Here is a 26988-nt window from a genome sequence, read left to right as displayed (position 1 = left end):
TCACCGCAGCTGATTCGTGTCAGATCAACTATAGAAGCCCTTGGCAATCGTGCAAAAAATAGGCAGCTCAGCTCGTCGGTTGCCAGCGCCAGCCTCCGGGGTGCCAGGTCAAACAATGGCTTGGGTTTAACGCCTGTAGAAACGTTTGATCGTGGGAAACCGCGACAATCGCTCCGGGAAATGCCTGCAAGGCGTGTTCGAAAGCGTGCACCGACGCCAGGTCCAGATGATTGGTCGGCTCATCCAGCAGCAGTAATTGCGCGGGCGTCTTGCGCCATAAGGCCAGCGCAAGGGCTGCTTTCAAACGTTCGCCGCCACTGAGTGAGGCGCACGGGCGGTTAACGCGTTGTGCGTCGAGTTGCAGGTGAGCGAGAAAGCTGCGCAACTCACCTTCGCTCAAAAGTGTTTGCTGTGCCTGTAACTGGTCGACAATCGATGTGTGCTCATCCAGCAGCTTCAGTTGTTGGTCGAGAAAGGCAAAAGGCACGTGGGTGATGCACTCGCCACTTACCGGCGCCCATTCACCTGCCAGCAATTTCAACAGCGTCGATTTGCCACAACCGTTGTGACCGCGGACAGCGATGCGCATCGGCCCTTGAATGGCGAGGTCAAGGCGGGTGGTGGGCGCATCTGCCGGTAACCAAGGCAAGCACGCGTCGATCAGTGTGCACACCCGTCGATTGCTCGGCACCACGCTGCCCGGCAGATTGATCAGCACGCCGTCGGCGGGCAGGACGTTTTCGTACGCTTCGCGAACACGCTGATCCAGATCGGCCTTGCGTGCCTGGTGGCCGACTTTTACCTGCCCCATGATGTCCCGCGCAGCGGCTTTCAACGCTGCCCGCTCGAAGCCCGAAACGTTGGCACTTTGTGCGTGGCGACGGCTGCCGGCCGCATGGCGCTGGATCGTGTCGTGCTCGCGTTGCAGCCGCGTACGTTCGCGCTGACGTTCGATACGGGCCTGATCGAGCTGTGCCTGAGCCGCCTGTTGATGGATCCTGCGTTGCTCGGTGAAATCCGCAAACCTTCCGCTGAAAACTGTTACTCCCAACGCCGTGAGTTCGACAATTCGCTGCATCTGCTCCAGAAGCTGGCGGTCGTGACTGACGATAATCAGGCCGCCACGCCAGCGCTCAAGCAGGCTCATCAGCCATTGCCGACCGGCGCTGTCGAGGTGATTGGTGGGCTCGTCGAGCACCAGCAAAGGCGCCTGACTCAGCAGTGCGCCGATCAAAGCGATTCTGGCTTGCTGGCCACCGCTGAGGTGCTCGGTCAGATCCGACCCGGTGAGGTCGGTCAGCCCGGCTCCATCGAGCATCTGGCGCAAGCGTTCGGCCAGATCCCAGCGTTCATCAATGAGGTCGAAGTCGTGCGCAGTGGCAGCACCGCATCTTAGTCGCTCCAGTGCGCTAAGCGCCGGGGCCGTCCCCGTTGCATCGGCGACGGTTTGCCCAGGTGTGGCGACGAACGTTTGTGCGACGTAATGCACGCAAACCGAGCGTGCCACGCTGCCGGTGCCGGGTTGCAATTGCCCGGCAATCAAACGTGCAAGCACACTTTTGCCAACACCATTGCGCCCGACGATCGCAGTCGGTTGATGATCGAAAGTCAGGTTCAGGTCTTCAAACAGTGTTGCGCCATTGGCGAACTGAAAGCCCAGTTGATTCAGGGAAACGAGTGCGGGTGTACGCGAGACGTGAGTCATCGGCACCTCCAAAAAATGTCGTGAAAACTGACAAGCGCCGAGAACGGCGTGTCGCGATTACATTTTTAGAAGGCTGGATTGTTCACTGCTGCGGTCGTCCGAAGGAGGAGAGGTCGCTAGCCTAGATGACGCTCCCTTGCGGATCAAGATGCATCGGTCATCTCGCTCATTCGCTCGAGAAACATCGCCAGTGCCACTTCCTCCGCACGCAGGCCTTTGCGCACGCGCGGGCGAGGCAGTTCAGCGAGGGCGCCGAGCATGAATTTCTCCACCACGGCGGGGTGGATGTAGCATTTTCGGCACACCGCCGGGGTGTTGCCCAACTGCTTGGCGACGCCTTTGACCATCTCCACCACATGCCGCTTGGCCTCGGTCTCGGACTCCCATTGCAACTCGCGCAATACCGCCAACGCCAAGGCACTGCCGGCCCAGGTGCGGTAATCCTTGGCGGTGAAATCGGCGCCGGTCAGGGTTTGCAGGTAGGCGTTGACGTCGGAAGAACTGACGGTGTGTCGCTCACCGTTTTCGTCCAGATACTGAAACAGGTTCTGGCCGGGAATCTCCAGGCAACGCTTGATGATGCGCGCCAGACGCCGATCCTTGACGGTGATCTGGTGTTCGATGCCGCTTTTGCCGCGAAACTGGAACAGGATCGCGCTGCCGTTGACTTCGACATGTCGACTGCGCAGGGTGGTCAGGCCGTAGGAACGGTTGTCGCGGGCGTATTGCGTATTGCCGACCCGGATCAATGTGGCGTCGAGCAGGGTGATCACCGTGGCCATGACCTTGTCACGACTGAAGCCGGGCGCGGCCAATAGCGCCTCCAGTTGCTTGCGCAGTTTCGGCAACGCGAGACCGAACTCACGCAGGCGCGAATACTTGTCGGCATCGCGCACTTCCCGCCAGCGCGGGTGATAGCGATATTGCTTGCGGCCACGGGCATCACGGCCGGTGGCTTGCAGATGACCGCGCGGATCCGGACAGATCCACACATCGGTATAGGCGGGTGGTACGGCAAGGGCATTGATGCGTTTGATTTCATCCTGATCACTGATGCGCTGGCCTGACGGCTCGAAATAGCTGAACTTGCCACGCAGCTTTTTGCGGGTGATACCGGGCTGGGTGTCGTCGACGTAATGCAGGTCGGATGGCAGGTCGGCAGTCAGCACGGTGTCGGGCATGGCAGTTTCCTTTGATGGCGCGGCGGTCTGGAAAACGATTGACCGCATGCCATTGCCGTGGTGCCGAATGATTTAAGCGAGGACTGCGACCGCTTTGATCTGCGCCCATAAATGCTGGCCCGGATGCACGCCCAACTGGTCCCGGGAATAGCGTGTAATACGCGCGAGCAGCGGGGTGCCGCCAGCATCAAGGCGAATCAACACGTGGGCGGCGTTGTCCGCCGATTGTTCGCTGACCACCGTCACCGGCAGTCGATTGAGGATGCTGCTGAATTCGCTGTTCTGCAGGCTCAGGCTGATATCCCGCGCGTGTACTTTGCAGCGCAGGGTCTGACCCGGTTCCATTGGCGCGTGCGTCACACGGATGCTCATCTCGGTGGCCGGCAATTGCAGGCTCAGCAGTTGATATTGCGCATCGTAGGCGCAGACCTGACCTTCAATGATCACCCCGGCGTCATCGCCCATCGCCATCGGCAGGTCAAGACGTGCGAGGGTTTCGCCAATCGGGCCGCTGGCCAGCGCTTTGCCTTCGCTGAGCAAGACCAGATGATCGGCCAGTCGCGCCACTTCATCCTGGGCGTGACTGACGTACAACAGCGGAATGTCCAGTTCGTCGTGCAGACGTTGCAGGTACGGCAGGATTTCACTTTTGCGCTGGCTATCGAGAGCGGCCAGCGGCTCGTCCATCAGCAGCAGTTTCGGGCTGGTCAGCAGGGCGCGGGCGATGCCGACACGCTGGCGTTCGCCTCCCGACAAATGCTGCGGATGACGTTCGAGCAAATGGCCGATGCCCAAGAGTTCGGTGGCCTGCGCCATGTCGACCCGACGCTGGGACTTGGCGATGCGCTTGAGGCCGAACTGCAGATTGGCCAGCACCGACAGGTGCGGAAACAGGCTGGCTTCCTGAAATACATAGCCGAGCGCGCGTTTGTGTGGCGGGACGAAAATGCCGTTATCGCTGTTCTGCCAGACTTCATCGTTGATCTGGATAAAGCCATGTTCAGCGCGCTCAAGCCCGGCAATGCAGCGCAGACAGGTGGTTTTACCCGAGCCGGAGTGGCCATAAAGCGCAGTCACGCCACGGCCTGGCAAATGCAGGTCGACATCGAGGCTGAAGTCCGTATAGACCCGTTTCAAACGCACATCAATCATCGATCAGCTCCAGCCTGCGCGGGTCTTGCGGCTGGAGTACAGGGCCAGCAACACCAAAAACGAAAACACCAGCATCGCCCCGGCCAGCCAGTGAGCCTGCGCGTATTCCATCGCTTCGACGTGGTCATAAATTTGTACGGAAACCACGCGGGTCTTGTCGGGAATGTTGCCGCCGATCATCAGCACTACACCGAACTCACCGACGGTATGCGCGAAACCGAGTATCGCTGCGGTGATAAAACCGGGGCGCGCCAACGGCACAATCACGCTGAAAAACGTGTCCCACGGATTGGCGCGCAAGGTCGCGGCCACTTCCAGGGGGCGGGTGCCGATCGCCGAGAACGCGTTCTGCAACGGTTGCACCACGAATGGCATGGAATAGATCACCGAACCGATCACCAGCCCGGTGAAGCTGAACGTCAAAGTGCCCAGGCCCAGCCATTGGGTGAATTGGCCGAGAAAACCGTGCGGCCCCATCATCAGCAACAGATAGAAACCGATTACGGTCGGTGGCAGTACGAGGGGCAGGGCGACGATCGCCCCGAGCGGGCCGCGCAGCCATGAATCGGTGCGCGACAGCCACAGGGCGATCGGCGTGCCGACCACCAGCAGGATCGCGGTGGTCAGGGACGCCAGTTTCAGGGTTAGCCAGATCGCCGCGAAATCGGCGCTCGTCAGTGACATTTTAGAGCTGGTAACCGTAGGACTTGATCACCGCAGCGGCTTTCGGGCCCTTGAGGTATTCAACCAAGGCTTTGGCGGCGGCGTTGTCTTTGCCTTTATTCAGAATGACCGCGTCCTGTTTGATCGGGTCGTGCATGCTCGCAGGGACGATCCATGCCGAACCGCTGCTGACTTTGCCGTCCTTGTAGATTTGCGACAGGGCGACAAAACCCAGCTCAGCGTTGCCGGTCGAGACGAATTGGTAGGCCTGAGTGATGTTCTGGCCTTCAACGATCTTGGCTTTGGTGGCGTCGGTCAGTTTGAGTTTTTCCAGCACTTGCGTGGCTGCCAGACCATAGGGCGCGGCTTTCGGGTTGGCGATGGAAAGGTGCTGGTATTCGTTCTTTTTCAGCACTTCGCCTTTCGCATCGACATAACCTTCTTTCGCCGACCACAACGCCAGCGTGCCGATCGCGTAGGTGAAACGCGAACCTTTGACGGTCTCGCCTTCTTTTTCGAGTTTTTCCGGGGTGGTGTCGTCAGCGGAGAGGAACACTTCGAACGGCGCGCCGTTCTTGATCTGAGTGTAGAACTGGCCAGTGGCGCCATAGGCTGCGACCAGTTTGTGCCCGGTGTCTTTTTCGAAATCGGCGGCGATGGCCTGGATCGGCGCGGTGAAGTTGGCTGCCACTGCCACCTGCACTTCATCAGCCTGAACTGCGCCTATGGCGAAGACGGCGAGCAAAGAGGCCAGGCAACCAGGGGCAAGACGTGAGGCACGAATGGTCATGTAACAGCTCCGTTATTGACGAGTGCAGCGGGCAGCTATTGTTTGAAGTGGGCTGCGCCGATGCGAGGGGTGAATTCGCTATATAGCGAAATATATAGCGAAATGCCGCCAAACAGGAAGTGTTGGTTAAAACCAGCGCGAGGATGTTTGAATCTTCGCGCTGTGCAGCTTCAGCGGCGAGCGAGTTTTGCCAGTGCGCCTTCGGCCAATTGTCGAGTCAGTTCAGCGCTACCGAGGTCTTTGCCCAAGGTGAATGCCTGACCGGCCCAGAGGTTGGCAAACTCTGCTTCGTTGATCGCTCGCAGCGGCATCAGCGCACCCCCGGCCAAGGGAAATGCAGGTGCCTGGGGCGAAATCGGGCCCAGCTCACGCATGACGCGGTTGAGAATGCCCCGTGCCGGCCGCCCGGTAAAAATATTGGTGATCGCCGTTTCGCTTTCCTTGGCGGTGCGCAGCGCCTTGTGGTGAGCGGCGCTGACTTTTGCTTCCGGCGTGAACAGATAGGCGGTGCCGACCTGTACCGCTGAGGCTCCCAACATAAACGCCGCCGCCATGCCGCGCGCATCGGCAATTGCCCCGGCGGCAATCACCGGTACGCTCACCGCATCGACCACCTGAGGCACCAGGGCAAACGTGCCGACCTGACTGCTCAGATCATCACTGAGAAACATGCCGCGATGGCCGCCGGCCTCGTAGCCCATGGCGATAATCGCGTCGCAGCCGTTCTGTTCCAGCCAGATGGCTTCATCGACCGTCGTGGCCGATGAGAGAATTTTCGCCCCGGTTGCCTTGACCCGCTCGAGCAAGGATTTCTCTGGTAGACCGAAATGGAAGCTCACGACTTCAGGTCGAAACTCTTCCAGCACTTCACAGGCAGCCGCATCAAACGGTGCCCGATTGGACACCGGAGTCGGTGCGGTGAAATCCACGCCCAGTTCGCGGTAATACGGTTCCAGCAAATGCTTCCAGTCACGTGCACGTTGCTCATCGGCTGCCGGGGGCTGATGGCAGAAGAAGTTCACGTTGAAGGGCTTGTCGGTGTGCTGGCGGATGGTCTTCAGCTCTTCGCGCAATTGCTCGATGCTCAGCATCGCCGCCGGCATCGAACCCAGGCCACCGGCATTGCACACGGCGATGACCATGGACGAATTCGTCGCACCGGCCATCGGGCCCTGGATGATCGGCAATTCAATGCCGAGCAGATCAAGAAGACGGGTGTCTGGCCATTGGCTCATGAGGGCGGTTCTCCGAACGGTGTAGCGGGCAGGGGGCAATACCGGTTTTTAGCAGCAAAACCGGATTCGGGGCCAGTTGGAAATTCAGAACAACCCATGCAGTTTTTCAGCGTCGATGACATCCGCCGTTCTTCGGCCTCCAGAAGCGTAATGAAAATTGCTGGTACGCCGGTGGTCGCGCGCAATGGCGGACTGTTTGAAAATTTCGGCGAAACCACGACCGTCGAAAAAGCATAGATGCGGGCCATGGAAATGCCCGGCGAATTCGCCGATTGGCGCAAAGTCGAATGTGGCAAGGTGTTGCGATGTGCTATTTCAAGGCACGACATTCTGAAAACAGTCCAGCGAGGCAGTCATGTTTAACGCCATTGTGATCGACAAAGACGACAGCGGTTACCGCGCCAACCTGCAACAGGTCAACGAGGAGCAATTGCCTGAAGGCGATGTCACCGTGGCTGTTGCGTATAGCACGCTGAACTTCAAGGATGGCTTGGCGATAACCGGCAGCAGTCCGGTGGTGCGCAAGTTTCCGATGGTGCCGGGGATCGATCTTGCGGGCACCGTGGAAGCCAGTTCACACCCCGACTATAAGGTGGGTGATCAGGTGCTGCTCAATGGCTGGGGTGTTGGCGAGAATCACTGGGGCGGTCTGGCGCAGAAGGCGCGACTCAATGGTGATTGGCTGATTCCATTGCCCAAGGCCTTTACGGCGGCGCAAGCGATGGCTGTCGGTACGGCCGGTTATACGGCGATGCTGTGCATTCTGGCGCTCGAGCGCAATGGCGTGACGCCGGAGCAGGGTGAGGTGTTGGTCACGGGGGCCAACGGCGGTGTCGGCAGTTTTGCCATCGCCCTGCTGAGCAAACTCGGCTACCGCGTCGTCGCGTCCACCGGCCGGGTCTCCGAGCATGAATATCTGCAGCAGTTGGGCGCCGGCGAAATCATTGACCGTGCGACGTTGTCAGCGCCCGGCAAGCCACTGGCCAAAGAGCGTTGGGCGGCGGTGATCGATTCGGTTGGCAGTCACACCCTGGCCAATGCCTGCGCGAGCACCCGCGCCGAAGGCACCGTCGCCGCCTGTGGTCTGGCCCAAGGTATGGATTTCCCGGCGTCGGTGGCGCCATTCATTTTGCGTGGTGTGACGCTGGCCGGCATCAATAGCGTGACCCAGCCCAAGGCGCGCCGGCTGCAAGCATGGGAGCGTCTGAGCAAGGATCTGGATTTCTCGCTGCTGGCATTGATCAGCCACGAAATCGGCCTGAGTGAAGCCATCGAGGCGGCGCCAAAACTGCTCGCCGGGCAACTTCGCGGACGGGTTGTGGTGGACGTCAATCGCTGAGGTTTTCAGGTTGCGTAGCATCGATTGACCCTTCACGCCGGCGTCTCGCGTTCAAGCAACTGACGCTTGCGCTCGACCCCCCAGCGATAACCGGAAAGGTTGCCATCGCTGCGCACCACGCGGTGGCAAGGGATCGCCACTGCCAGGCGGTTGGCCCCGCATGCCTGAGCCACAGCGCGCATGGACGTCGGCGCACCGATGCGCTGGGCAATTTCGGCATAGCTGGCGGTGCTGCCGAGCGGAATCTCGCGCAACGCTTGCCAGACACGTTCCTGAAACGCTGTCCCCCGCACATCCAGTGGCAGATCCAGGCCAATGGCCGGCGCTTCGATAAAACCCACGACTTTGGCGATCAACTGTTCAAACCCGCTGTCTGCGCCAATCAGGTTGGCGTTGCGAAACTGATCCTGCAGGTCGCACACCAGTTGATGCGGGTCGTCACCCAGCAAAATCGCGCACACCCCACGCTCGCTTTGCGCCACCAGAATTGCGCCCAGCGAGCATTGGCCTACGGCAAAATGGATGTCGTTGTTTTGACCGGCAGCGCGGTAGTCGCCAGGTTTCATACCCAGCAGTTGGTTGGCTGATTCGTAGAAGCGGCTGTTGGAGTTGAAGCCTGCGTCGTATAGAGCATCCGTCACCGAATTGCCGTCCGCGAGACGTTCACGCACTCTGCGCGAACGATGGGCGGCGGCGTAGGCTCTTGGCGTCAGGCCAGTGGCGGCTTTGAACACGCGATGAAAGTGAAACGGGCTCAAACCGGCCGTCTCTGCGAGCTCGTTCAGAGCGGGCGGATTTTCGGCCATCTCGATTTGCCGGCATGCCGTGGCGACGGTCGCGGCATGCTGCGCGGCGACATCACTTTGATCCTTGCTCGCACGTTTGCTCGGCCGATAACCCGCGGATTCGGCCTGCTGGGCGGTGTCGAAAAACTCGACATTCTGCGGTTTCGGCAAGCGTGCCAGGCTGCTCGGGCGGCAGTAGATGCCCGTGGTTTTTACCGCATAGACAAACTGCCCGTCCGCCTGCGGATCCCGTGCAAGCACGGCGGCCCAGCGCGGATCATGTTCGGTATCAAGCGGGGTCGAAAGCGTTTTCATGATGAGTAATCCGTTGACCTGTTTGATTCAGGTTAACCAGCCTCGCCAGGCACAACACTCCGGGCCTTGCGGTCAAATTTTTCGGGTTCAGCGAGCAACCCGAAACGTCAGATTGATCCGCTGTTGACCCAGGCGCGGATGCTGACTTTGCTTGATTGGCAATACGCCGTGGTAGCGCAATCGGTCGACGCCGCCCCAGACCACCATGTCACCGTGCAGCAGCGGAATTCGCCGGGTCTTGTCGCTGCGCGTAAAACCGCCGAACAGAAATATGGCAGGCAATCCGAGTGACAGGGAAACGATCGGCGCGGCGTAGTCCTTTTCGTCTTTATCCTGATGCAATGACATTTTTGCGCCGGGGACATAGCGATTGATCAGGCAGGAATCTGCATTGAAGTCAGAAAAACCAGCTCGCTCGGCTGCCGAATGCGCCAGCGCAGCGAAGGATTTCGGCATCTGCGGCCAAGGCAGCCCGTTGAGCGGGTCGACACCCGAATAACGATAGCCGCTGCGATCAGTGATCCAGCCCCACTCACCGCAACTGCTGGTGCCGACTGACATGCTGAAACCGCCCGGTGTGACCATGTGGCGCAAGGGGGCCGCTGCAAGAACGGCGTCCAGTGCCGGCAGCAATTGATTGACAATCGGCAGGGCGAAGCCGCGCAATAGCCAGGATTGTTCGCCAATCTGTTCGGCTCGGGCTTGTTGTTCGGGTTCGTGGTCAGCGAACAGGTCGAGAGTTGTTGAGGACATGGCCATCAGGTTGCGTCGTGAAAGATGATGCCTAGGGTATGCCTTTTTCCACTGTGCAGGCGACTGACACCGTGGCGCATGGTCACCCGATAGTCGCCGCGCACGCCTCTGACCGGGCGCTGGTTGACGGCAAAAATCAGCGCATCACCTTTCGTCAGGTCCAGCACGTGCGGGCGAGATTGCATGCGCGGGCGCTGCTCGGTGAGAACGAACTCTCCACCGCTGAAGTCTTGCCCGGGTGCTGACAGAAGAATCGCCACTTGCAGCGGAAAAACCGATTCGCCGTACAGGTCCTGATGCAGGCAGTTGTAGTCCTGCGGGCCGTACTGCAACAGAAGAGGGGTAGGGCGTCGTTGACCGGCGGCATGGCAACGCTGAAGAAACTCGGCGTGGCTCGCCGGAAAACGCTCGGGCAGGTGCATGCGTTCGTACCAGCGATTGGCCAAGGGGACCAGGCGCGGATACAAGGCGCAGCGAAGGCGTTCTACCGGTGTCGGCAGGGGATATCGAAAGTATTTGTACTCGCCGCGACCGAAACCGTGGCGGGCCATGATGACCTGCGATCGAAACGGTTCGGTCTGTGGATACAGCGCACTCAGGTGATCGCAGGTGTTGGCCAGCAGCAGCGAACGGATGATCGCGTAGCCGTCCTGATCCAGTTGCTGCGCAATGCTTGCCCAGTCGAGCGAATCCAGACGCGAGGGTGACATCGACATACTGACTCCTTGACGCTTGGTCGAAGAAAGTCAGTCTAGGCAGGACGTAGCGGCAGAACACTCCGCCGCTTGCGGTCGAATTCCTGTCGATGCTTACAGCGCTTTGCTGACGGCGATGTCGCTGATCACGTCGTCGCTCTGGCCGTGAAGGGCATCCAGAGCAGCCTTGGCTTCTTCTTCAGTGCCGTTTTCCAGTTGCGCGAACTCGAAGCGGCGTTCACCGTTGAGTTTGTACTTGATGACGTATTTGGTCGTTTGGGCCACGGTCATGCATTCCTTTCTGGTTGAGCGACGTGTCTCAGCTGAGTTTAGTGCTGGAGCGACGGATGATCTTGATCGAGTGAGTCAAAGTCGGCTTGCGGGTAACGCTGATCGCGCGGCGGTTGACGGTGTCGATGGTGATGTTCCAGAAACCGGTGCTCGGCGCGGTGATACGGGCCGGGAAGGTGTCGAAGGCGCCGCCGTGATAGGTGTGACGGCCGCCGTTCTTGAAGCTGCGGAAATTGGCGTCGTTCATCAGACGGATGTTGCACATTTGCGAGCATTGGATGACGACGATGTCGTCTTCGTTGAGGTGTTCGCGCTGGTGAATGAATTTCATGGGCGCCTCCAGAAGGGCTTTTTCTACAAAATCAAAACGATAGCTTGTCGATTGGCGCAGTTTATCAGCCCGCACGGGTTATTATCTGGCCGTCGGGCGTTGGTTTGACAATTTTGAACAGATATTCGCAATCGGATGCGGGTTAAATGCAGAAGGCCCCGGAGAAAAACGGCATTTGTGCTGTCGGACGGTCTTTAACGGAGGTTTTGTATGAAGTGGGGTGTGGTGTGTCTGCCGTTGATTCTGGCTGTGGGTGGTTGTGCGAGTGTTTCCGAAATCAATGAAACGCTGCCGACCATGAGCGTGATCTCCGGCAAGAAACCCCATGAATATGCCCAGTGTCTGGCCGATAAACTGGCAGACAGCCGCGGCGCGCTGCAAGTGCAGCCGCACAAGGACGGGGTTCGGGTCATCGTGCCGGGGAAACTTTCCACGGGTGCAGCCGCGGTGTTTGATATCGAAGATCGCTCCGGTGGCAGCAGCATCAAGTTGCATGAGCGCATGTCGAATGTGCCGGTTCGCCCGCGTGACGTGCAAAAGGCCGCCAATGCGTGTATTTCCGGCTGATAGACTGACCGTCATCAGCACCGATGCCGTCGCAGTCATGCTGTGACGGCATTTTCATTTCTGGAGTCGCGATGAAGCGAGAGCAAGTACGGGAGCGCCACGTAGAGGGCCTGATCTCTGCCACCCATGTCATCCAGAACCCGGCGAATCCGGGTGAATGGATCGTGTTTTTCAAGAAGAGCGCCGGGCGCAGCTACTTTCTGGTCGACGATAACGACGAAGTCGAATCCTTCAACCGTCTCGACGATCTGATCGAAGTCGTTCGTGGACTCGGGATCAAGTTCGCCGAAATTCATATGTAAGGTCTATTTGCAGACCACGACAACGCTGCGGTTCTTGTAGTTGCCGACATCAACGCCCAGGGTTTTGTCGCTTTCCTTGGGCTGGGGTGTGCCGTCGGTGCCAACGATTCGGTAGCCAGTGCCCGCGCAGGAGGCATCGGCTTTTTCATAGCAGGTCGCCCAGGAATTCGCTTCACCGGAGCAATCGATCGACAGCCCCTGTTCACCATTGTTCAGGTATGTGGGTTGGGAGGTGGCGCAACCGGCCAGTGCCAATACCGCAATCAGGGGCAGCCATTTTTTCAGATTCATGTTTGTGGTCTTCAGCGAGGAGGGACTAGACGCTCTGACAGCGCCGGTGTGAAAAGGTTATAGCGTTTGGCCACTTGTTTGTAGGTGGGCACAAAAAAGCCCTGCGCAAGGGCAGGGCTTGGGGCGTCGCAGTCGATCAGTCCTGATCTTTGCCACGGCGCTTGGCCGATGCCGGAGTGTCGGTGAACACTGCCGCTACATCGGTCGCCATTTGTTCGCTGTCGAAAGGCCCGGCGATGTGCTCGCCATTGGTCGTGGTCAGCGTCCACTTGCCGTCTTTCTTGTCGATCACATACCCGTTGACGATTTTTACCGCGGCCATCTATCTGTCTCGTTCGCTGGTTCAAAGGCGCCATGATACCGGCAAATGCTCGCATTGGGGGGCGATGAGCGTATGGTGATTCAGTTTCTCGGCTGCTTTGAGCTACGCTGATCTGGCTGCGCCAGGATGTCGATGGAACTATCGGCGAGAATATTTCTCTATGTTGGCATCGGTTAGCCAGTGCGGGGCATTGTAAGGTGCACGCCGCCTGATTAGACTGCGCCGAAACTCGTACACACAGCCCTTTCAAGGACTTATATGATCAAGAAATGCTTGTTCCCAGCAGCCGGTTACGGTACTCGCTTCCTGCCAGCGACTAAAGCCATGCCTAAAGAAATGCTGCCGGTGGTAAACAAGCCACTGATCCAGTACGGCGTTGAAGAAGCTCTGGACGCTGGCCTGACGGAAATCTCCATCGTGACCGGTCGTGGCAAGCGTGCTCTGGAAGACCACTTCGACATCAGCTACGAGTTGGAAAACCAGATCAAAGGCACCGACAAAGAGAAATACCTGGTCGGTATCCGCAAACTGCTCGACGAGTGCTCGTTCTCCTACACCCGTCAGACTGAAATGAAAGGTCTGGGCCACGCGATCCTGACCGGTCGCCCGCTGATCGGTGACGAACCATTCGCCGTGGTCCTGGCGGACGACCTGTGCGTCAACCTCGAAGGCGACGGCGTGCTGACCCAGATGGTCAAACTGTACAAGCAGTTCCGCTGCTCGATCATCGCCATCCAGGAAGTCGATCCACAGGAAACCAGCAAGTACGGCGTGATTGCCGGCGAGATGATCCGCGACGACATCTACCGCGTTCACAGCATGGTCGAGAAGCCAAAGCCGGAAGACGCGCCGTCGAACCTGGCAATCATCGGTCGTTACATCCTGACTCCGGACATCTTCGACCTGATCGAACAAACCGAGCCAGGCAAGGGCGGCGAAATCCAGATCACCGACGCCCTGATGAAACAAGCCCAGAACGGCTGCGTCATGGCCTATAAGTTCAAAGGCAAGCGTTTCGACTGCGGTGGCGCTGAAGGCTACATCGAAGCAACCAACTTCTGCTTCGAGAACTTCTACAAGACTGGCAAGGCTTACTAAGAGCGCTTGAATTGTCTGTCAGAAAAACCCGCTTCGGCGGGTTTTTTCATTTTGCGCCCCCATATGATTGGCAGCGCTTGCCCAATGGGTGGCTGCAGGTATGCTGATCCCCTGCCGAGGAGATAGAAATGGCCTACGATTTTGACCTTTATGTGATTGGTGCCGGTTCCGGCGGTGTGCGCGCTGCGCGGTTTGCGGCCGGTTTCGGTGCGAAAGTGGCGGTGGCGGAGAGCCGTTATCTGGGCGGGACCTGCGTTAACGTCGGCTGTGTGCCGAAAAAGTTGCTGGTGTACGGCGCGCATTTCGCCGAAGACTTTGAGCAGGCGTCCGGTTTTGGCTGGAGCCTGGGCGAAGCGAATTTCGATTGGGCGACGCTGATCGCCAACAAGGATCGCGAGATCAATCGCCTCAACGGCATCTATCGCAACCTGTTGGTCAACAGCGGCGTGACCTTGCATGAAGCGCACGCGAAGATCGTTGGCCCGCATGAGGTTGAAGTGAATGGTGAGCGTTACACCGCGAAGAACATTCTCATCGCCACCGGCGGCTGGCCGCAGATTCCGGAGATTCCGGGGCGCGAACACGCCATCGGTTCCAATGAGGCGTTCTTCCTCAAGGAGCTGCCAAAGCGTGTGCTCGTGGTTGGCGGCGGTTACATCGCGGTCGAATTTGCCGGGATCTTCCACGGCCTGGGCGCGAACACCACGCTGCTGTATCGCGGCGATCTGTTCCTGCGCGGCTTCGATGGTTCGGTGCGCAAGCATTTGCAGGAAGAGCTGACCAAGCGTGGCCTCGATCTGCAGTTCAATGCCGACATCGCGCGTATCGACAAGCAGGCCGATGGCAGTTTGAAAGCCACCCTTAAAGATGGTCGTGTGCTGGAAGCGGATTGCGTGTTCTACGCCACGGGTCGACGACCGATGCTCGACAATCTGGGCCTGGAAAATACCGATGTGCAGCTCAATGACAAAGGCTTCATCAAAGTCGACGAGCAGTATCAGACCAGCGAGCCATCGATTCTGGCGCTGGGCGATGTCATTGGTCGTGTGCAACTGACGCCGGTGGCGCTGGCTGAAGGTATGGCTGTGGCGCGACGTCTGTTCAAGCCAGAGCAATACCGTCCGGTAGATTACAAGATGATCCCGACGGCGGTGTTCAGCCTGCCGAACATCGGCACGGTCGGTTTGACCGAAGAAGAAGCGCGCGAGGCTGGCCACGACGTGGTGATTTTCGAAAGCCGGTTCCGGCCGATGAAACTGACCCTGACCGAGTGCCAGGAAAAAACCCTGATGAAACTGGTGGTCGACGGCAAGACTGACAAAGTCCTCGGCTGCCACATGGTCGGCCCGGACGCTGGTGAGATCGTCCAGGGCCTGGCAATTGCGTTGAAAGCTGGCGCAACCAAGCGCGACTTCGACGACACGATCGGGGTGCACCCGACGGCCGCCGAAGAATTCGTCACCATGCGTACGCCGGTCGGCGCTTAAGCGTCTTTCGGCTTGGCCGAGTCTGGCGCTGCCGCAACGGCAGCCGCCAGACGCTGGTTTTCTTTCAGGCTTGCCTGAGCCTTGTTCAATTCCTTTTCCAGTGACTGGTTGAGCAGCGTCTGTTCCTCGACGCTCTGCTTGAGTGTCTGGCTTTCCAGCGTGGCCACGCGCAGGCGTTCCTGGAGGAGGGTGCGTTCGCTGTCGACGCGGGTCGTTTGCTCGAGCAATTGGTCCTGACGCTGATTGCTCTGCTTGAGCTGATCCTGCAGCAGACTCAGTTCGCGCTGCGTGCCACGGTTTTCCGTGAGCAGGCGTTCGTTGTCGCGGTGCAGTTGCGTGATCTCGTCCTGGCGGACCAATGCACTTTGCTGCGCCTGACGCAATTCGGCCTGAATCTGCTGCACCTGCGCTTCGTGGCGGCTCTGTTCCTGCTCGCGCTGCTCTTTGGTGGCGTTGCGGTAGTGCTCCAGCGCGTCACGGGCATGCAGGTGTTTTTCTTCCAGCGAGCGGATCTGCTCGTCCTTGTCCTGCAAGCGCAACTCAAAGTCGGCCAATGCCTGATTCAGCCCGGCATTGCGGGTCTGCTCGGTCTGCAGCATCGAGCGTGTGTTGTTCAGCGCTTCGGATTCACGCGCCAGTGCAGCGCCTTGAATGTCGTGCTCGTGTTCGAGCTTTTCCAGTGCCTGACGCGTCTGTTTCAGCTCCGACTCCAGTGCTTCGCGCTGCTCCTCAAACTGCTCGCGGGCTTGCTCGATGGGCTCTTGCGCTTGTTCTTTGAGACGTTGGGCGAGCCTGGAGACGAGGGCGGTCAACTCGTCATCGATAGGCTCAGCCGAGGCTTCAACGGGCTGGGCGCCGTCATCCAGTTCTTTCAAATAGCGATGGATCGTGGTTTTCGAGCCGGTGTTGCCCATTTCAATGCGTACTGCATCGATGCTCGGGTGTTCGCCACGGGCGAGGATCGCTGTGCGCGCGATCTGCACCAGTGCTTTGGTTATGCCGCCACGGGCCATGTGAGCTCCTACGTTTACGTACTGTGGTACATGCCACTAAAGTACGCAGTGTACCATCTCAAAAATAAAGATAAACCTTTGATATTGAAGACGCGGGATATACTGGTATTACCCAGTGTCAGGCGGCAAAATACGCCTTTGCATTCCTGCATCAGTACGCCAGCGAGAAAACAGCCCATGAGCGATCTGGATCGCTATCTGCAAGCCGCCACCCGTGACAACACGCGCCGTAGCTATCGTGCGGCCATCGAGCATTTCGAAGTTAAGTGGGGCGGGTTCTTGCCGGCGACGGCCGACAGCGTCGCGCGGTATCTGGTAGCGCACGCCGAAGAGTTGTCGATAAACACGCTGAAGCTGCGTCTGTCGGCGCTGGCGCAGTGGCACAACAGCCAAGGGTTTGCCGACCCGACCAAGGCGCCGGTGGTGCGCAAGGTTTTCAAAGGGATTCGGGCTTTGCATCCGGCGCAGGAGAAACAGGCCGAGCCGTTGCAGTTGCAGGATTTGCAGCGCGTCATCGACTGGTTGGAGCATGAGGCGCAAACCGCAAAAGAGCAGCAGGATCGTCCGTCACTGCTCAAGGCCTATCGTGATCGCGCCTTGATTCTGCTGGGCTTCTGGCGTGGCTTCCGCAGCGATGAGCTGTGCCGCCTGCAAATCGAACATGTGCAGGCGCATGCCGGCAAAGGCATCACCTTGTATTTGCCACGCAGCAAAGGTGATCGGGAAAATCTCGGGCAGACCTGTCAAGCGCCGGCGCTGCTCAAGCTCTGTCCGGTCCAGGCCTACATCGACTGGATCACCGAGGCGGCGCTGGTGCGCGGCCCGGTTTTCCGCAGCATCGACCGCTGGGGCAATCTGCACGAGGAGGGCCTGCACGCCAACAGCATCATTCCTTTGCTGCGCCAGGCGTTGCAGCGTGCCGGCATTGCCGCCGAAAACTACACCAGCCACTCCCTGCGCCGAGGCTTTGCCACGTGGGCGCATCAAAGTGGCTGGGATCTGAAATCGTTGATGAGTTACGTCGGCTGGAAGGATATGAAGTCGGCGATGCGCTATGTTGAAGCCAGCCCATTCCAAGGGATGGCTCGGATTACGGATAACCCGGCTTCGTCGTAGATATCGTTTTCTTCTATTAATACAGTCGGCTAATAGCGAAAACAAATCAGCAGCATCAGGTTTGCCAATGAGCCATCCGTCGAGTGAGTGGGTAGGATTCACCCATCGAATTCACAACCCTGACGGAGAGTCATCAATGCCTATCATCAACAGCCAAGTAAAACCGTTCAAAGCTACCGCGTTCAAAAACGGCGACTTCGTTCAAGTCTCGGACGCTGACCTGAAAGGCAAGTGGTCGGTCGTATTCTTCTACCCAGCCGACTTCACCTTCGTTTGCCCAACCGAACTGGAAGACCTGGCTGACAACTACGCTGCCTTCCAGAAACTGGGCGTTGAGATCTACAGCGTTTCCACCGACACCCACTTTGCCCACGCTGCCTGGCACAACACTTCGCCAGCCATCGGCAAAATCGAATACACCATGATCGGCGACCCGACCCACGCCATCTCCCGCAACTTCGACGTGCTGATCGAAGAAGCTGGCCTGGCTGACCGTGGCACCTTCGTGATCAACCCTGAAGGCCAGATCAAAATCGTTGAACTGAACGATGGCGGCGTTGGCCGTGACGCTTCCGAGCTGCTGCGCAAGATCAAGGCTGCCCAGTACGTTGCTGCTCACCCAGGCGAAGTTTGCCCAGCCAAGTGGAAAGAAGGCGAGGCCACTCTGGCACCGTCCCTGGACCTGGTCGGCAAGATCTAAGTCTGTGACACGTAACGCAGGGCGGTACGCCGCACCTTCTTAAGTACGCTGCACCGCCCAATAAAAATGCCCGGGCGAGTTTCGCTCGGGCTTTTTTTCGCCTCAAATAAAGGAAATCGCCCGTATGTTGGACGCCAATCTTAAAGCCCAGTTGAAATCGTACCTGGAACGGGTCACCCAGCCGATCGAGATCGTTGCCTCCCTCGACGACGGTGCGAAATCCCGTGAAATGCTGGAACTGCTGAAAGACGTTGCCAGTCTTTCGAGCCAAATTACCCTGATCGACAGCGGTGACGATGCACGCAAGCCATCGTTCTCGATCAACCGCCCGGGCGCCGACATCAGTCTGCGTTTCGCCGGCATCCCGATGGGCCACGAGTTCACCTCGCTGGTGCTGGCCCTGCTGCAAGTCGGCGGCCACCCATCGAAAGCCAGTGTTGAAGTGATCGAGCAGATCCGCTCGCTCAAAGGCCAGTTCAGCTTCGAGACCTACTTCTCGCTGTCCTGCCAGAACTGCCCGGACGTGGTCCAGGCGCTGAACCTGATGGCCGTGCTCAACCCGAACATCCGCCACGTCGCCATCGACGGCGCGTTGTTCCAGGACGAAGTCAACGATCGCAAGATCATGGCCGTGCCGAGCATCTATCTCAACGGTGAGAACTTCGGTCAGGGCCGCATGGGCCTGGAAGAGATTCTGGCCAAACTCGACACCGGTGCCATCGAGCGTCAGGCTGAGAAAATCAGCGCCAAAGAGGCCTTTGATGTGTTGGTCGTCGGTGGTGGCCCGGCCGGTGCGTCGGCAGCGATTTACGCTGCACGTAAAGGTATCCGCACTGGCGTCGCCGCTGAGCGTTTCGGCGGCCAGGTGCTCGACACCATGGCCATCGAGAACTTCATTTCCGTACAGGAAACCGAAGGGCCGAAATTGGCCTCGGCGCTGGAAGAACACGTCAAACAGTACGACGTCGACATCATGAACCTGCAACGCGCCGACAAGCTGATTCCGGGCAAGAACGGCGAGCTGCATGAAGTCCGCTTCGCCAGCGGCGCGACCCTCAAAGCCAAGAGCGTAATTCTCGCGACCGGTGCGCGCTGGCGTGAAATGAACGTGCCGGGCGAGCAGGAATACCGCAACAAAGGCGTGGCGTACTGCCCGCACTGTGACGGTCCGCTGTTCAAAGGCAAGCGCGTGGCAGTAATCGGCGGCGGTAACTCCGGCGTTGAAGCGGCCATCGACCTGGCCGGCATTGTCTCGCACGTGACGCTGCTGGAGTTCGACGTACAACTGCGCGCCGACGCCGTATTGCAGCGCAAACTGCACAGCCTGCCGAACGTCACGGTGATCACCAGTGCGCAAACCACTGAAGTCACCGGCAATGGCGAGAAGGTCAACGGCCTGCGTTACAAGGATCGCAACACCGACGAGCTGCGTACTGTCGAGCTGGAAGGGATCTTCGTGCAGATCGGTCTGTTGCCGAACACTGACTGGCTGAAGGGCACCATCGAGTTGTCACCGCGTGGCGAGATCATCGTCGACAACCGGGGTGAAACGTCGATCCCGGGCATCTTCGCTGCCGGCGACGTGACCACCGTGCCGTACAAACAGATCGTGATCGCGGTGGGCGAGGGCGCCAAGGCTTCGCTGAGTGCTTTCGATCACCTGATCCGCACTTCGGCTCCGGCGTAAGCGTCCAGCCAGAAATGAAAAAACCCGTGAGCGATCACGGTTTTTTTTATTGCGCGTAAAAACGGCCCCTCACCCCAGCCCTCTCCCGAGGGAGAGGGAGCCGACCGAGGAGTCTGAAGTGATACGTCGGCCTTTAAGAGCTGATCGATTATGGATTCAACGCCAATCGTTCAAGTCGGTGTAATTCTTCAATCTCCCCCAATCAGTTCCCTCTCCCTATGGGAGAGGGTTAGGGTGAGGGGCTTTTCAGCTTTTACAGCGGCGCAGGCTGAATGATCTCGACCCAGTAACCATCCGGATCCTTGATGAAGGCCAGGCTCTTCATGCGGCCATCGGTCAGGCGCTTCTGGAAGTCGCAGCCCAGTTCTTCAAAGCGCGCACAGGCCGCGACGATATCCGGCACCGAAATGCAGATATGACCAAAACCACGCGGGTCGGTATTGCCGTTGTGATAGGCAAAATCCGCATCGTTTTCGGTGCCGTGGTTATGGGTCAGTTCGAGAATGCCCGGGATCGACTTCATCCACTCAGTGCGGGCAGCCGCGTCGGCCGGGATCTGTGCTTTGTCGACCAGTGCGAGGAAGTACAGGCTGAACTCGGCTTCCGGGAAATCGCGTTTCTCCACCAGCGTGAAGCCCAGGACGCGGGTGTAGAAGTCTAGGGATTTAGTGATGTCTTTGACGCGCAACATGGTGTGGTTGAAAACGAAGTTGCGGGTTGCGCTGTCTGGGGTGGCGGTGACGCCGGGGAACGTATTGAGTTCGTGCAGGCTCATGAGCCCTCCAATAACTATGGGCGAGTGAATGGACGCAATGATACGCATGCCTGTCGGCCTCGCCAAATGAAAGGGCAGGCTTGCCCTGCGTGCGGGCGAGGCTCAGACTTTACGGCTCAATCTGCGAGTGCGTCCGGCAATGATCCGACTGTTCAAATCCGTGTTTGTTTTTTTTGTGTTGTCGCTTGTGGCGGTCTGCGCGTCAGCGGACGAACCAGGCATTACCTGGCCAGCCGGTTGGCAAGTCGAGGCGCTGCCCGAGGCAGCTGCAAAGGTTTCCCGTCAGCGCGCGGTCAAGAATGACGCCGATGGCAATCAGGTGATGGTCATGGAATTGACCATGACTCATGTCGAAGCAGGGCATCAGGTCAATTTGCAGGGCGTGCTGCTGGAGATGCGCAAGTCGATACAGAAGGACTTCTTCCAGGGCGGTTACCAAAGTGTCTGCAACAAAGTGCATCCGGCGACGCTGGGTACTTTGCCGGCGCTGGAAACCACTTGCACCATCACCGAAAACGGTCGGCATGTGTTGTCGCAAACCCTCGTGGCGGCAGTCGAGGCGGACAAGGCTTATGTTCTTTCCTACGCCGGGCAAGCTGAGATTTATAAGGCCAGCGCAGACGAGATAGTGGCGCTGAGAAACAGCTTGAAACTTTAAGGCGCTGTACTCTTCACGGAGAAGGTTAGATACCCGAACGGATTAAGCACAAAGTTTAATGGCGACCTTGATCGCAACATCGCGCCGCAAAATGTTTAGCTTTCTGACTCAGCAACGTTACAGAAAACCCGCAACTTGTTCGATGAAATTCATTTCATTTGTTAGATATTGTCAACAAAAAAAGCCCTGCGTTATGCAGGGCTTTTTTGTTGGCGTTGGATTAACCGCGCAACCAGGAATCAACGGTGGCTGCACCGTATTGTTCCTTCCAGGCTTTCAGGCCACGGTGATTGCCGCCCTTGGTTTCGATCAGTTCACCGGTATGCGGATTCTGATAAACCTTGACCACGCGAGCGCGGCGGGTTTTAGGGGCTGCAGAGGTCTGCAAAGCGGATTTTGCCGGGTTCGGATCGAGGATGGCGACGATGTCCTTCAGGCCTTTGCCGTAGGTTTTCATCAGCCCCTGGAGCTTTTCTTCGAATTCGATTTCTTTCTTGAGCCCGGCATCGTTCTTCAGCGATTCCAGCTGTTTGAGCTGTTCCTGAAGGGCCTTTTCAGCTGCACGAAATTCAGCGAGTCTGGACAATATCTTTACTCCAATAGTGTGTTTGGCTGATACCAACCGCAAACAAAGCTAATAAGCCAAGAGCCTTGAAGCGACTCGGTGATAAATGGCTCCCCTGCCAATCTTGCTCAGGTTGAAAAAATTGTAGTAGTTAATGCGCCAAGAGTAAATCCTGATGTTGTCCTCATGTAACAACAGCGGTCTTTTGTATCAATTTGGTGCGCTTGGTCGGTACGCTCGTCTTAATCCGGCTTAGTTAATGGTGAGTTAACGCGCTGATGAATTCCGCAGCCGGCATCGGTTTGCCGAACAGATACCCTTGCAGGAAGTTGACGTGATGTGCGGTCAGATAATCGGCTTGCGCCTGAGTTTCGACACCTTCGGCAACAATACCCAGATCAAGCTTGGCCGACAGGTCGATAATGGTATCGAGAATGTGTCGGGACAACGCATCGACACCGATCATGGCGACGAAACTCTGATCGATCTTGAGGAAATCCACATTGAATTTGCGCAAGTAGCCCAGGCTTGAGTGGCCGGTGCCGAAGTCGTCAATCGCGATCTTCACGCCCAGCGCGTGCAGTTGCTCGAACAGCTGGCGAGTGATGTCGGTCGGCTCGATCAATTCGCGCTCGGTCAACTCCAGCACCAGGTTGATGCTGTCGGCGGCGAACGCGGCGAGGAACGTGCGGCAGTCCGCTACCAGTTCCAGATCCTTGCAGTGGCTGGCGGTGATATTGATGCCGATATGAAACGGCGGGGTGAACGTTGCTGACAACGGCCCCAGCAGCGCCGCGGTTTGTTGCATAAGTGCGCGAGTCATCGGCACGATCAGACCCGAATGTTCGGCAAACGGAATAAACAGATCCGGACGCACCAAACCCTCTTTGGGGTGAGTCCAGCGCATCAATACTTCGGCCCCCGACCATGCCTTGCTGTCGCCATGCACCACGGGCTGAAAGTAAGGAATGAACTCGCCGGCCTCGAGCGCCCGAAGCATCTCATGGCTCGGAGACGTAGAGCGCCTCTGCAAGACATGACCGATGGCCCCCGACACCACGCCAAAAAAGATCAACAGACTGAACAGCGGCGGATACTCATCGGCCATGTAGCGCCAGATTTCGCCCTCGGGAAACCCCGCAGAAACGCTGAACGCATAACGCGAAGAATCCAGTGTGTGTTGTGCTATTGGCAACGCGGGGAGGGCGCCAGTGTGTACTTTGCCGTCGGCCGACAGCCAGTTGTCGCCCACTTGCAGCACCAGCAACATGTGCCGGCCGATCAGACGCAACATGTTGCTTAGATGGTAGCCGTCGAGTGTCGTCAGTGCGCCGCCGCGACCCTCGCTGAGCCGATAGACCAACAGAGCGGTGTTGGGTGTCACCGGGTTGCCATTCATCAACCACAACTTGCCCTGGTTGTAGTCGCCGGCGTTGACGGCTTCTTTATAGTCGCCAAACAACGAGCTGCAATAGAGGTTGTCGTCCCACACCAGATTGGTCGAGCGCACGAACGGGCGGCGGGTCACTTGCTCGCGCAAGGCGAGTTTGACGTTCTCACACGTCTGGCCGGCCAGTGGCAGCAATTCATGGGCGGCCTGGGCGGTGTTGTCGAGCATCAACTCGAATTGGCGCAACGCCTCTTCGGCAGTCTGACGTGAACCTTGCTCCAGCGTGCGTTCGGCCTGGATATAAAGAATCGCGCTGCCCAGCAGCACTGGAAGCAAACCGCTGAGCAGTGTGAAAACCATGCGGGTGCTGCGCTTGCGGCGGGGTCTGACGGTCAACGGCATGGGCGCATCCTGTCGCGGTGGAGTGGGACTTTCGAATGCAGGCCGGGAACGGCGCGCCGCTGAAAAACACATCAGCCAGAGGGGAGAATAGAAGGCGGAAGGCGCTTGCGCCGCTTATCAGTACTTCATCCGCGTCGCCAACTCGATAAAGGCCAGGGTGGCAGGGGACGACTGGCGCTGATCGAGGACGGCAAGCCCGATCTGACGCTGTACAACGGGCAGCAATGGCTTCTTCACGTAGCGAGGTGAGGCATCGTCCGACAATGACCCTTCGGCGACAATCGTGATGGCATCGCCACGGCTGACTGTGTCGAGGGTGCTGAGCAGTTGCGAGCAGCGATAGCGAATGTTCGGTTGCAAACGCGCGGCCATGAACAACCGCGAGACCAGTTCCGAAGAACCGGCCTCGGTCAGCACGAATGGGGCGTCGCACAATTCCTTGAGGCTCAATCCGGAGCGGGCTGCCAGGGGATGATCCACTGGGAGCAGGGCAACCATCTGATCTTCGATCAAAGCGAACGTGTCGAAGCGCTCTTCGGGCAGCACCACGAAACCGATGTCGATCCGGCGCTCTTCCAGCCATTGAGTCACTTGACGGTCCGGGCCTTCATCGATATGCACCTCGATGCCCGGATGCGCCTCTCGATAACGCCGCAAAATATTGGGCAACAGTTTGATCGACGAAGTTGGCCCGAACGAGCCGATGCGCAAGGTGCCGCTTTTCATACCGCGCGCATCGGCGGCTTCCTGACGCAAGGTGTTGGCCAGACCGAGCATGGCGCGGGCGCGCAGCAACAGTTGCTCGCCGATGTCGCTGAGCTCCACTGACGATTGATGCCGACGCAGCAGCTCGACCCCCAGTTCCTGCTCCAGCGCCTTCATCGCGTGGGACACCGCCGACTGTGAAATCCCCAGCCGATGTGCCGCGAGGGTGAAACCGCGCAGTTCGGCGACCAGCGAGAAGATTTCCAGTTGGGTGAGGGTCATGAGTATTTGCTCATTTTACGATGACGGGGAATGAGGTGAATGATACGGCATTCCTCACATTCCCGGGTCTGGAGCGTCATGCGCAACGTCGAACAACTGCACACAACATCATCCGACATACCCGTTTACCTGACTCTGGCGGTGGTCACCATGATCTGGGGCGGGACCTTCGTCGCCGGACGCTTTCTGGCCGGCAGCCTGAGTCCGATGTTCGCGGCCAGCCTGCGTTTCTGCCTGGCCAGTGCGGCGTTGCTCGGTTTCTTGTGGCTGGCGCGGATCCCCTTGGCGCGGCCGGCCCCACGGCAGTGGTTGCAACTGATGCTGTTGGGATTCTTCGGGATTTTCTTCTACAACCTGTGCTTCTTTTACGGCCTGCAATACATCAATGCATCGCGCGCCTCGTTGATTGTCGCGTTGAACCCGGCGGTGATCGGTCTCGCCTCGTGGTGGTTGTTCAAAGAACGCCTGGGCCGGATGAAAGTCGCCGGCATCGCCACCTGCATTGTCGGCGCCGGTCTGGTGATCGTCAGTCGCAATCCGCAGTTGCTGGCTGCAACGCCTGATGCATGGATCGGTGATTTGTTGATTCTCGGCTGTGTGCTGGGCTGGGGTGTTTATTCGTTGTTTTCCCGTGAATTGAATCAGACGCTGGGGCCGGTGCAGACCGTGACGTTCTCGATCCTGATCGGCACGGTCATGTTGTGGATTGTCGCGGTTGTACGCGGCGAGGTGAGCTGGCAGGCGCTGAATAACCTCGGCCTGCCGCAATGGCTGAGTCTGATCTACCTCGGCGTCTTCGGCTCGGCCCTGGCCTACATCGGCTACTACAATGGCCTGCGTAAAATCGGCGCGACGCGCAGCGGCGTGTTTATCGCGCTCAACCCGCTGACGGCAGTCATCCTTGGCGCGTTGCTGTTGGGCGAACAACTGACGCCGGCCATGTGCCTCGGTGGTGCGCTGATCCTGGGCGGCATCTACCTGTGCAACAAACCCCTTGCAGCGGGCGCAAAAAAGCGGATTTTATAGAGAGAGCAGACAAGCCTATTTACGCTGTGTAGAATCGGGTTACGCATACAATAATAATCGTCTTCTGGCAGCAGAAGCCTCGCCCGCAAGAGCCTTGGGTCGACAATGAAGATATTCGGGTTTCAACTGATCTACGGTGACTTCCTCGCCCGCAGTGTGCGTGGCATCTCCTGCGCGCCACCCACCGACCTCGCATGACTGACAAATAACCCTGGTTAATTGATAAGAAATGATGAGGCGCCACCATGGCAGATTTATACGAAAACCCAATGGGCCTGATGGGCTTTGAATTCATCGAGCTCGCATCGCCGGTGCCTGGCACCCTGGAGCCGATCTTCGAGATCATGGGCTTCACCAAAGTTGCGACCCACCGCTCCAAGAACGTGCACCTGTACCGTCAGGGCGCGATCAACCTGATCCTCAACAACGAACCTAACAGCGTCGCTTCGTACTTCGCCGCCGAACACGGCCCATCCGTGTGCGGCATGGCGTTCCGCGTCAAGGATTCGCAAAAGGCCTACAACCGCGCACTGGAACTCGGCGCTCAGCCGATTCATATCGAAACCGGTCCGATGGAGCTGAACCTGCCGGCGATCAAAGGCATTGGCGGCGCGCCGCTGTACCTGATCGACCGTTTCGGCGAAGGCAGCTCGATCTATGACATCGACTTCGTGTTTATCGAAGGTGTTGATCGCAACCCGGTCGGTGCCGGCCTGAAGATCATCGACCACCTGACCCACAACGTCTATCGCGGTCGCATGGCCTACTGGGCGAACTTCTACGAGAAGCTGTTCAACTTCCGCGAGATCCGTTACTTCGACATCAAGGGCGAGTACACCGGCCTGACCTCGAAAGCGATGACCGCACCGGACGGCATGATCCGCATCCCGTTGAACGAAGAATCGTCCAAGGGCGCTGGCCAGATCGAAGAGTTCCTGATGCAGTTCAACGGTGAGGGCATCCAGCACGTTGCGTTCCTCACCGATGACCTGATCAGGACCTGGGATCAGTTGAAGAAGATCGGCATGCGTTTCATGACCGCGCCGCCAGATACTTACTACGAAATGCTCGAAGGTCGCCTGCCAAACCACGGCGAGCCGGTTGATCAGCTGCAATCGCGCGGCATCCTGCTCGACGGCGCCTCGGAGCAAGGCGACAAGCGCCTGCTCCTGCAGATCTTCTCGGAAACCCTGATGGGGCCGGTGTTCTTCGAATTCATCCAGCGCAAAGGCGACGATGGTTTCGGCGAAGGCAACTTCAAGGCCCTGTTCGAGTCGATCGAGCGTGATCAGGTGCGTCGCGGTGTACTCGCTACCGAGTAATCGGCCACTGAAATGAAAAAATCCCGGCCTGCAGAGATGCAGTGC

General features: G+C 58.4%; 30 protein-coding genes. 11 read left to right on the top strand and 19 right to left on the bottom strand.

Annotated elements, in window-relative coordinates:
* Positions 1–67: 67 nt before the first annotated feature.
* From H8F23_RS00630 to H8F23_RS00600, 7 genes are all read right to left on the bottom strand, one after another.
* Entirely contained in the window at positions 68–1705 is a 1638-nt protein-coding gene (locus H8F23_RS00630; protein ID WP_194933050.1) for an ABC-F family ATP-binding cassette domain-containing protein, read from the bottom strand.
* Positions 1706–1848: 143 nt separating this feature from the next.
* Entirely contained in the window at positions 1849–2886 is a 1038-nt protein-coding gene (locus tag H8F23_RS00625; protein ID WP_194933049.1) for a DNA topoisomerase IB, read from the bottom strand.
* Positions 2887–2958: 72 nt separating this feature from the next.
* Positions 2959–4038 (bottom strand): molybdenum ABC transporter ATP-binding protein, encoded by a 1080-nt coding sequence (gene modC, locus H8F23_RS00620; RefSeq protein WP_194933048.1) that lies wholly within the window; start codon positions 4036–4038, stop codon positions 2959–2961.
* Positions 4039–4041: 3 nt separating this feature from the next.
* Positions 4042–4722, bottom strand: a complete 681-nt coding sequence (modB, locus tag H8F23_RS00615) for a molybdate ABC transporter permease subunit (RefSeq protein ID WP_194933047.1) — start codon at positions 4720–4722, stop codon at positions 4042–4044.
* Between the two features lies 1 nt (position 4723).
* Entirely contained in the window at positions 4724–5491 is a 768-nt protein-coding gene (modA, locus tag H8F23_RS00610) for a molybdate ABC transporter substrate-binding protein (protein ID WP_194933046.1), read from the bottom strand.
* A 170-nt stretch (positions 5492–5661) separates the two neighbouring features.
* Entirely contained in the window at positions 5662–6726 is a 1065-nt protein-coding gene (locus tag H8F23_RS00605) for an NAD(P)H-dependent flavin oxidoreductase (RefSeq protein ID WP_194933045.1), read from the bottom strand.
* Positions 6723–6974: a hypothetical protein gene (locus H8F23_RS00600; protein ID WP_194933044.1), complete on the bottom strand. Its 252-nt coding sequence runs from the start codon at positions 6972–6974 to the stop codon at positions 6723–6725. Before H8F23_RS00600 ends, H8F23_RS00605 begins: the two co-directional genes overlap by 4 nt.
* 107 nt (positions 6975–7081) lie before the next feature.
* Between H8F23_RS00600 and acuI the strand changes: the two genes are divergently transcribed.
* A complete protein-coding gene (gene acuI, locus H8F23_RS00595) occupies positions 7082–8065 on the top strand; it encodes an acrylyl-CoA reductase (NADPH) (protein ID WP_194933043.1) in 984 nt (327 codons plus the stop codon).
* A gap of 32 nt (positions 8066–8097) precedes the next feature.
* On the opposite strand, the gene ada is transcribed toward acuI, so the two are convergent.
* The 5 genes from ada to H8F23_RS00570 all read right to left on the bottom strand — a co-directional run bounded on the left by ada (position 8098) and on the right by H8F23_RS00570 (position 11235).
* Entirely contained in the window at positions 8098–9165 is a 1068-nt protein-coding gene (ada, locus tag H8F23_RS00590) for a bifunctional DNA-binding transcriptional regulator/O6-methylguanine-DNA methyltransferase Ada (protein ID WP_194933042.1), read from the bottom strand.
* Between the two features lie 87 nt (positions 9166–9252).
* A complete protein-coding gene (gene alkB, locus H8F23_RS00585; protein WP_194933041.1) occupies positions 9253–9918 on the bottom strand; it encodes a DNA oxidative demethylase AlkB in 666 nt (221 codons plus the stop codon).
* Positions 9919–9923: 5 nt separating this feature from the next.
* Positions 9924–10634 carry a 2OG-Fe(II) oxygenase gene (locus tag H8F23_RS00580; protein ID WP_194933040.1) on the bottom strand — a complete coding sequence of 237 codons (711 nt, stop codon included), beginning with the start codon at positions 10632–10634 and terminating at the stop codon, positions 9924–9926.
* Positions 10635–10727: 93 nt separating this feature from the next.
* Positions 10728–10904: a hypothetical protein gene (locus H8F23_RS00575; RefSeq protein ID WP_194933039.1), complete on the bottom strand. Its 177-nt coding sequence runs from the start codon at positions 10902–10904 to the stop codon at positions 10728–10730.
* 28 nt (positions 10905–10932) lie between these two features.
* A complete protein-coding gene (locus H8F23_RS00570; protein ID WP_007912251.1) occupies positions 10933–11235 on the bottom strand; it encodes a DUF1883 domain-containing protein in 303 nt (100 codons plus the stop codon).
* A gap of 210 nt (positions 11236–11445) precedes the next feature.
* Between H8F23_RS00570 and H8F23_RS00565 the strand changes: the two genes are divergently transcribed.
* Positions 11446–11802, top strand: a complete 357-nt coding sequence (locus H8F23_RS00565) for a hypothetical protein (protein WP_093431070.1) — start codon at positions 11446–11448, stop codon at positions 11800–11802.
* 71 nt (positions 11803–11873) lie between these two features.
* Entirely contained in the window at positions 11874–12104 is a 231-nt protein-coding gene (locus tag H8F23_RS00560) for a hypothetical protein (RefSeq protein WP_008082673.1), read from the top strand.
* 3 nt (positions 12105–12107) lie between these two features.
* On the opposite strand, the gene H8F23_RS00555 is transcribed toward H8F23_RS00560, so the two are convergent.
* On the bottom strand, positions 12108–12395 hold the full coding sequence (locus H8F23_RS00555) for a hypothetical protein (RefSeq protein ID WP_093431076.1): 288 nt from the start codon (positions 12393–12395) through the stop codon (positions 12108–12110).
* A 136-nt stretch (positions 12396–12531) separates the two neighbouring features.
* On the bottom strand, positions 12532–12717 hold the full coding sequence (locus H8F23_RS00550; RefSeq protein ID WP_090283267.1) for a hypothetical protein: 186 nt from the start codon (positions 12715–12717) through the stop codon (positions 12532–12534).
* Positions 12718–12975: 258 nt separating this feature from the next.
* On the opposite strand from H8F23_RS00550, the gene galU reads away from it, so the two are divergent.
* Both galU and gorA read left to right on the top strand, forming a co-directional pair.
* Positions 12976–13815 carry a UTP--glucose-1-phosphate uridylyltransferase GalU gene (galU, locus tag H8F23_RS00545; protein ID WP_007912230.1) on the top strand — a complete coding sequence of 280 codons (840 nt, stop codon included), beginning with the start codon at positions 12976–12978 and terminating at the stop codon, positions 13813–13815.
* Between the two features lie 128 nt (positions 13816–13943).
* Positions 13944–15302: a glutathione-disulfide reductase gene (gene gorA / locus H8F23_RS00540; protein ID WP_194933038.1), complete on the top strand. Its 1359-nt coding sequence runs from the start codon at positions 13944–13946 to the stop codon at positions 15300–15302.
* Here the strand turns inward: gorA and H8F23_RS00535 are convergent.
* Positions 15299–16315 (bottom strand): DNA-binding protein, encoded by a 1017-nt coding sequence (locus tag H8F23_RS00535; RefSeq protein ID WP_194933037.1) that lies wholly within the window; start codon positions 16313–16315, stop codon positions 15299–15301. The two genes, gorA and H8F23_RS00535, sit on opposite strands and share 4 nt — an antisense overlap.
* A gap of 177 nt (positions 16316–16492) precedes the next feature.
* Here H8F23_RS00535 and H8F23_RS00530 point away from each other — a divergent pair, with 177 nt between their 5' ends.
* The 3 genes from H8F23_RS00530 (at position 16493) to ahpF (ending at position 19818) form a co-directional block, all read left to right on the top strand.
* Positions 16493–17431: a site-specific integrase gene (locus tag H8F23_RS00530; RefSeq protein WP_194933036.1), complete on the top strand. Its 939-nt coding sequence runs from the start codon at positions 16493–16495 to the stop codon at positions 17429–17431.
* Positions 17432–17567: 136 nt separating this feature from the next.
* Entirely contained in the window at positions 17568–18131 is a 564-nt protein-coding gene (gene ahpC, locus H8F23_RS00525) for an alkyl hydroperoxide reductase subunit C (protein ID WP_034154256.1), read from the top strand.
* Positions 18132–18255: 124 nt separating this feature from the next.
* Positions 18256–19818, top strand: a complete 1563-nt coding sequence (gene ahpF, locus H8F23_RS00520) for an alkyl hydroperoxide reductase subunit F (protein WP_194933035.1) — start codon at positions 18256–18258, stop codon at positions 19816–19818.
* A 253-nt stretch (positions 19819–20071) separates the two neighbouring features.
* On the opposite strand, the gene gloA is transcribed toward ahpF, so the two are convergent.
* Positions 20072–20593 carry a lactoylglutathione lyase gene (gene gloA / locus H8F23_RS00515; RefSeq protein ID WP_194933034.1) on the bottom strand — a complete coding sequence of 174 codons (522 nt, stop codon included), beginning with the start codon at positions 20591–20593 and terminating at the stop codon, positions 20072–20074.
* A gap of 139 nt (positions 20594–20732) precedes the next feature.
* Here gloA and H8F23_RS00510 point away from each other — a divergent pair, with 139 nt between their 5' ends.
* The gene (locus tag H8F23_RS00510) at positions 20733–21251 is read left to right on the top strand and encodes a DUF4946 domain-containing protein (protein ID WP_194933033.1); all 519 of its coding nucleotides are present in this window, start codon (positions 20733–20735) and stop codon (positions 21249–21251) included.
* Between the two features lie 220 nt (positions 21252–21471).
* Here the strand turns inward: H8F23_RS00510 and H8F23_RS00505 are convergent, their stop codons facing one another.
* The 3 genes from H8F23_RS00505 to H8F23_RS00495 all read right to left on the bottom strand — a co-directional run bounded on the left by H8F23_RS00505 (position 21472) and on the right by H8F23_RS00495 (position 24595).
* Positions 21472–21837 (bottom strand): histone-like nucleoid-structuring protein, MvaT/MvaU family, encoded by a 366-nt coding sequence (locus H8F23_RS00505; RefSeq protein ID WP_093431101.1) that lies wholly within the window; start codon positions 21835–21837, stop codon positions 21472–21474.
* 235 nt (positions 21838–22072) lie between these two features.
* Positions 22073–23608, bottom strand: coding sequence for an EAL domain-containing protein (locus H8F23_RS00500; RefSeq protein WP_194933032.1), 1536 nt, complete (start codon positions 23606–23608; stop codon positions 22073–22075).
* A 117-nt stretch (positions 23609–23725) separates the two neighbouring features.
* Positions 23726–24595 (bottom strand): LysR family transcriptional regulator, encoded by an 870-nt coding sequence (locus H8F23_RS00495; protein WP_194933031.1) that lies wholly within the window; start codon positions 24593–24595, stop codon positions 23726–23728.
* Positions 24596–24673: 78 nt separating this feature from the next.
* On the opposite strand from H8F23_RS00495, the gene H8F23_RS00490 reads away from it, so the two are divergent.
* Together H8F23_RS00490 and hppD are read left to right on the top strand one after the other, a co-directional pair.
* Positions 24674–25621, top strand: coding sequence for a DMT family transporter (locus H8F23_RS00490; RefSeq protein ID WP_194933030.1), 948 nt, complete (start codon positions 24674–24676; stop codon positions 25619–25621).
* Between the two features lie 245 nt (positions 25622–25866).
* On the top strand, positions 25867–26943 hold the full coding sequence (gene hppD, locus H8F23_RS00485) for a 4-hydroxyphenylpyruvate dioxygenase (RefSeq protein ID WP_194933029.1): 1077 nt from the start codon (positions 25867–25869) through the stop codon (positions 26941–26943).
* Positions 26944–26988: the final 45 nt, after the last annotated feature.

This window comes from Pseudomonas neuropathica (genome assembly GCF_015461835.1).
Lineage (GTDB): Bacteria > Pseudomonadota > Gammaproteobacteria > Pseudomonadales > Pseudomonadaceae > Aquipseudomonas > Aquipseudomonas neuropathica.
Note: the sequence above shows the minus strand (reverse complement) of the source record. Positions and strands in the feature narration are given on the sequence as shown.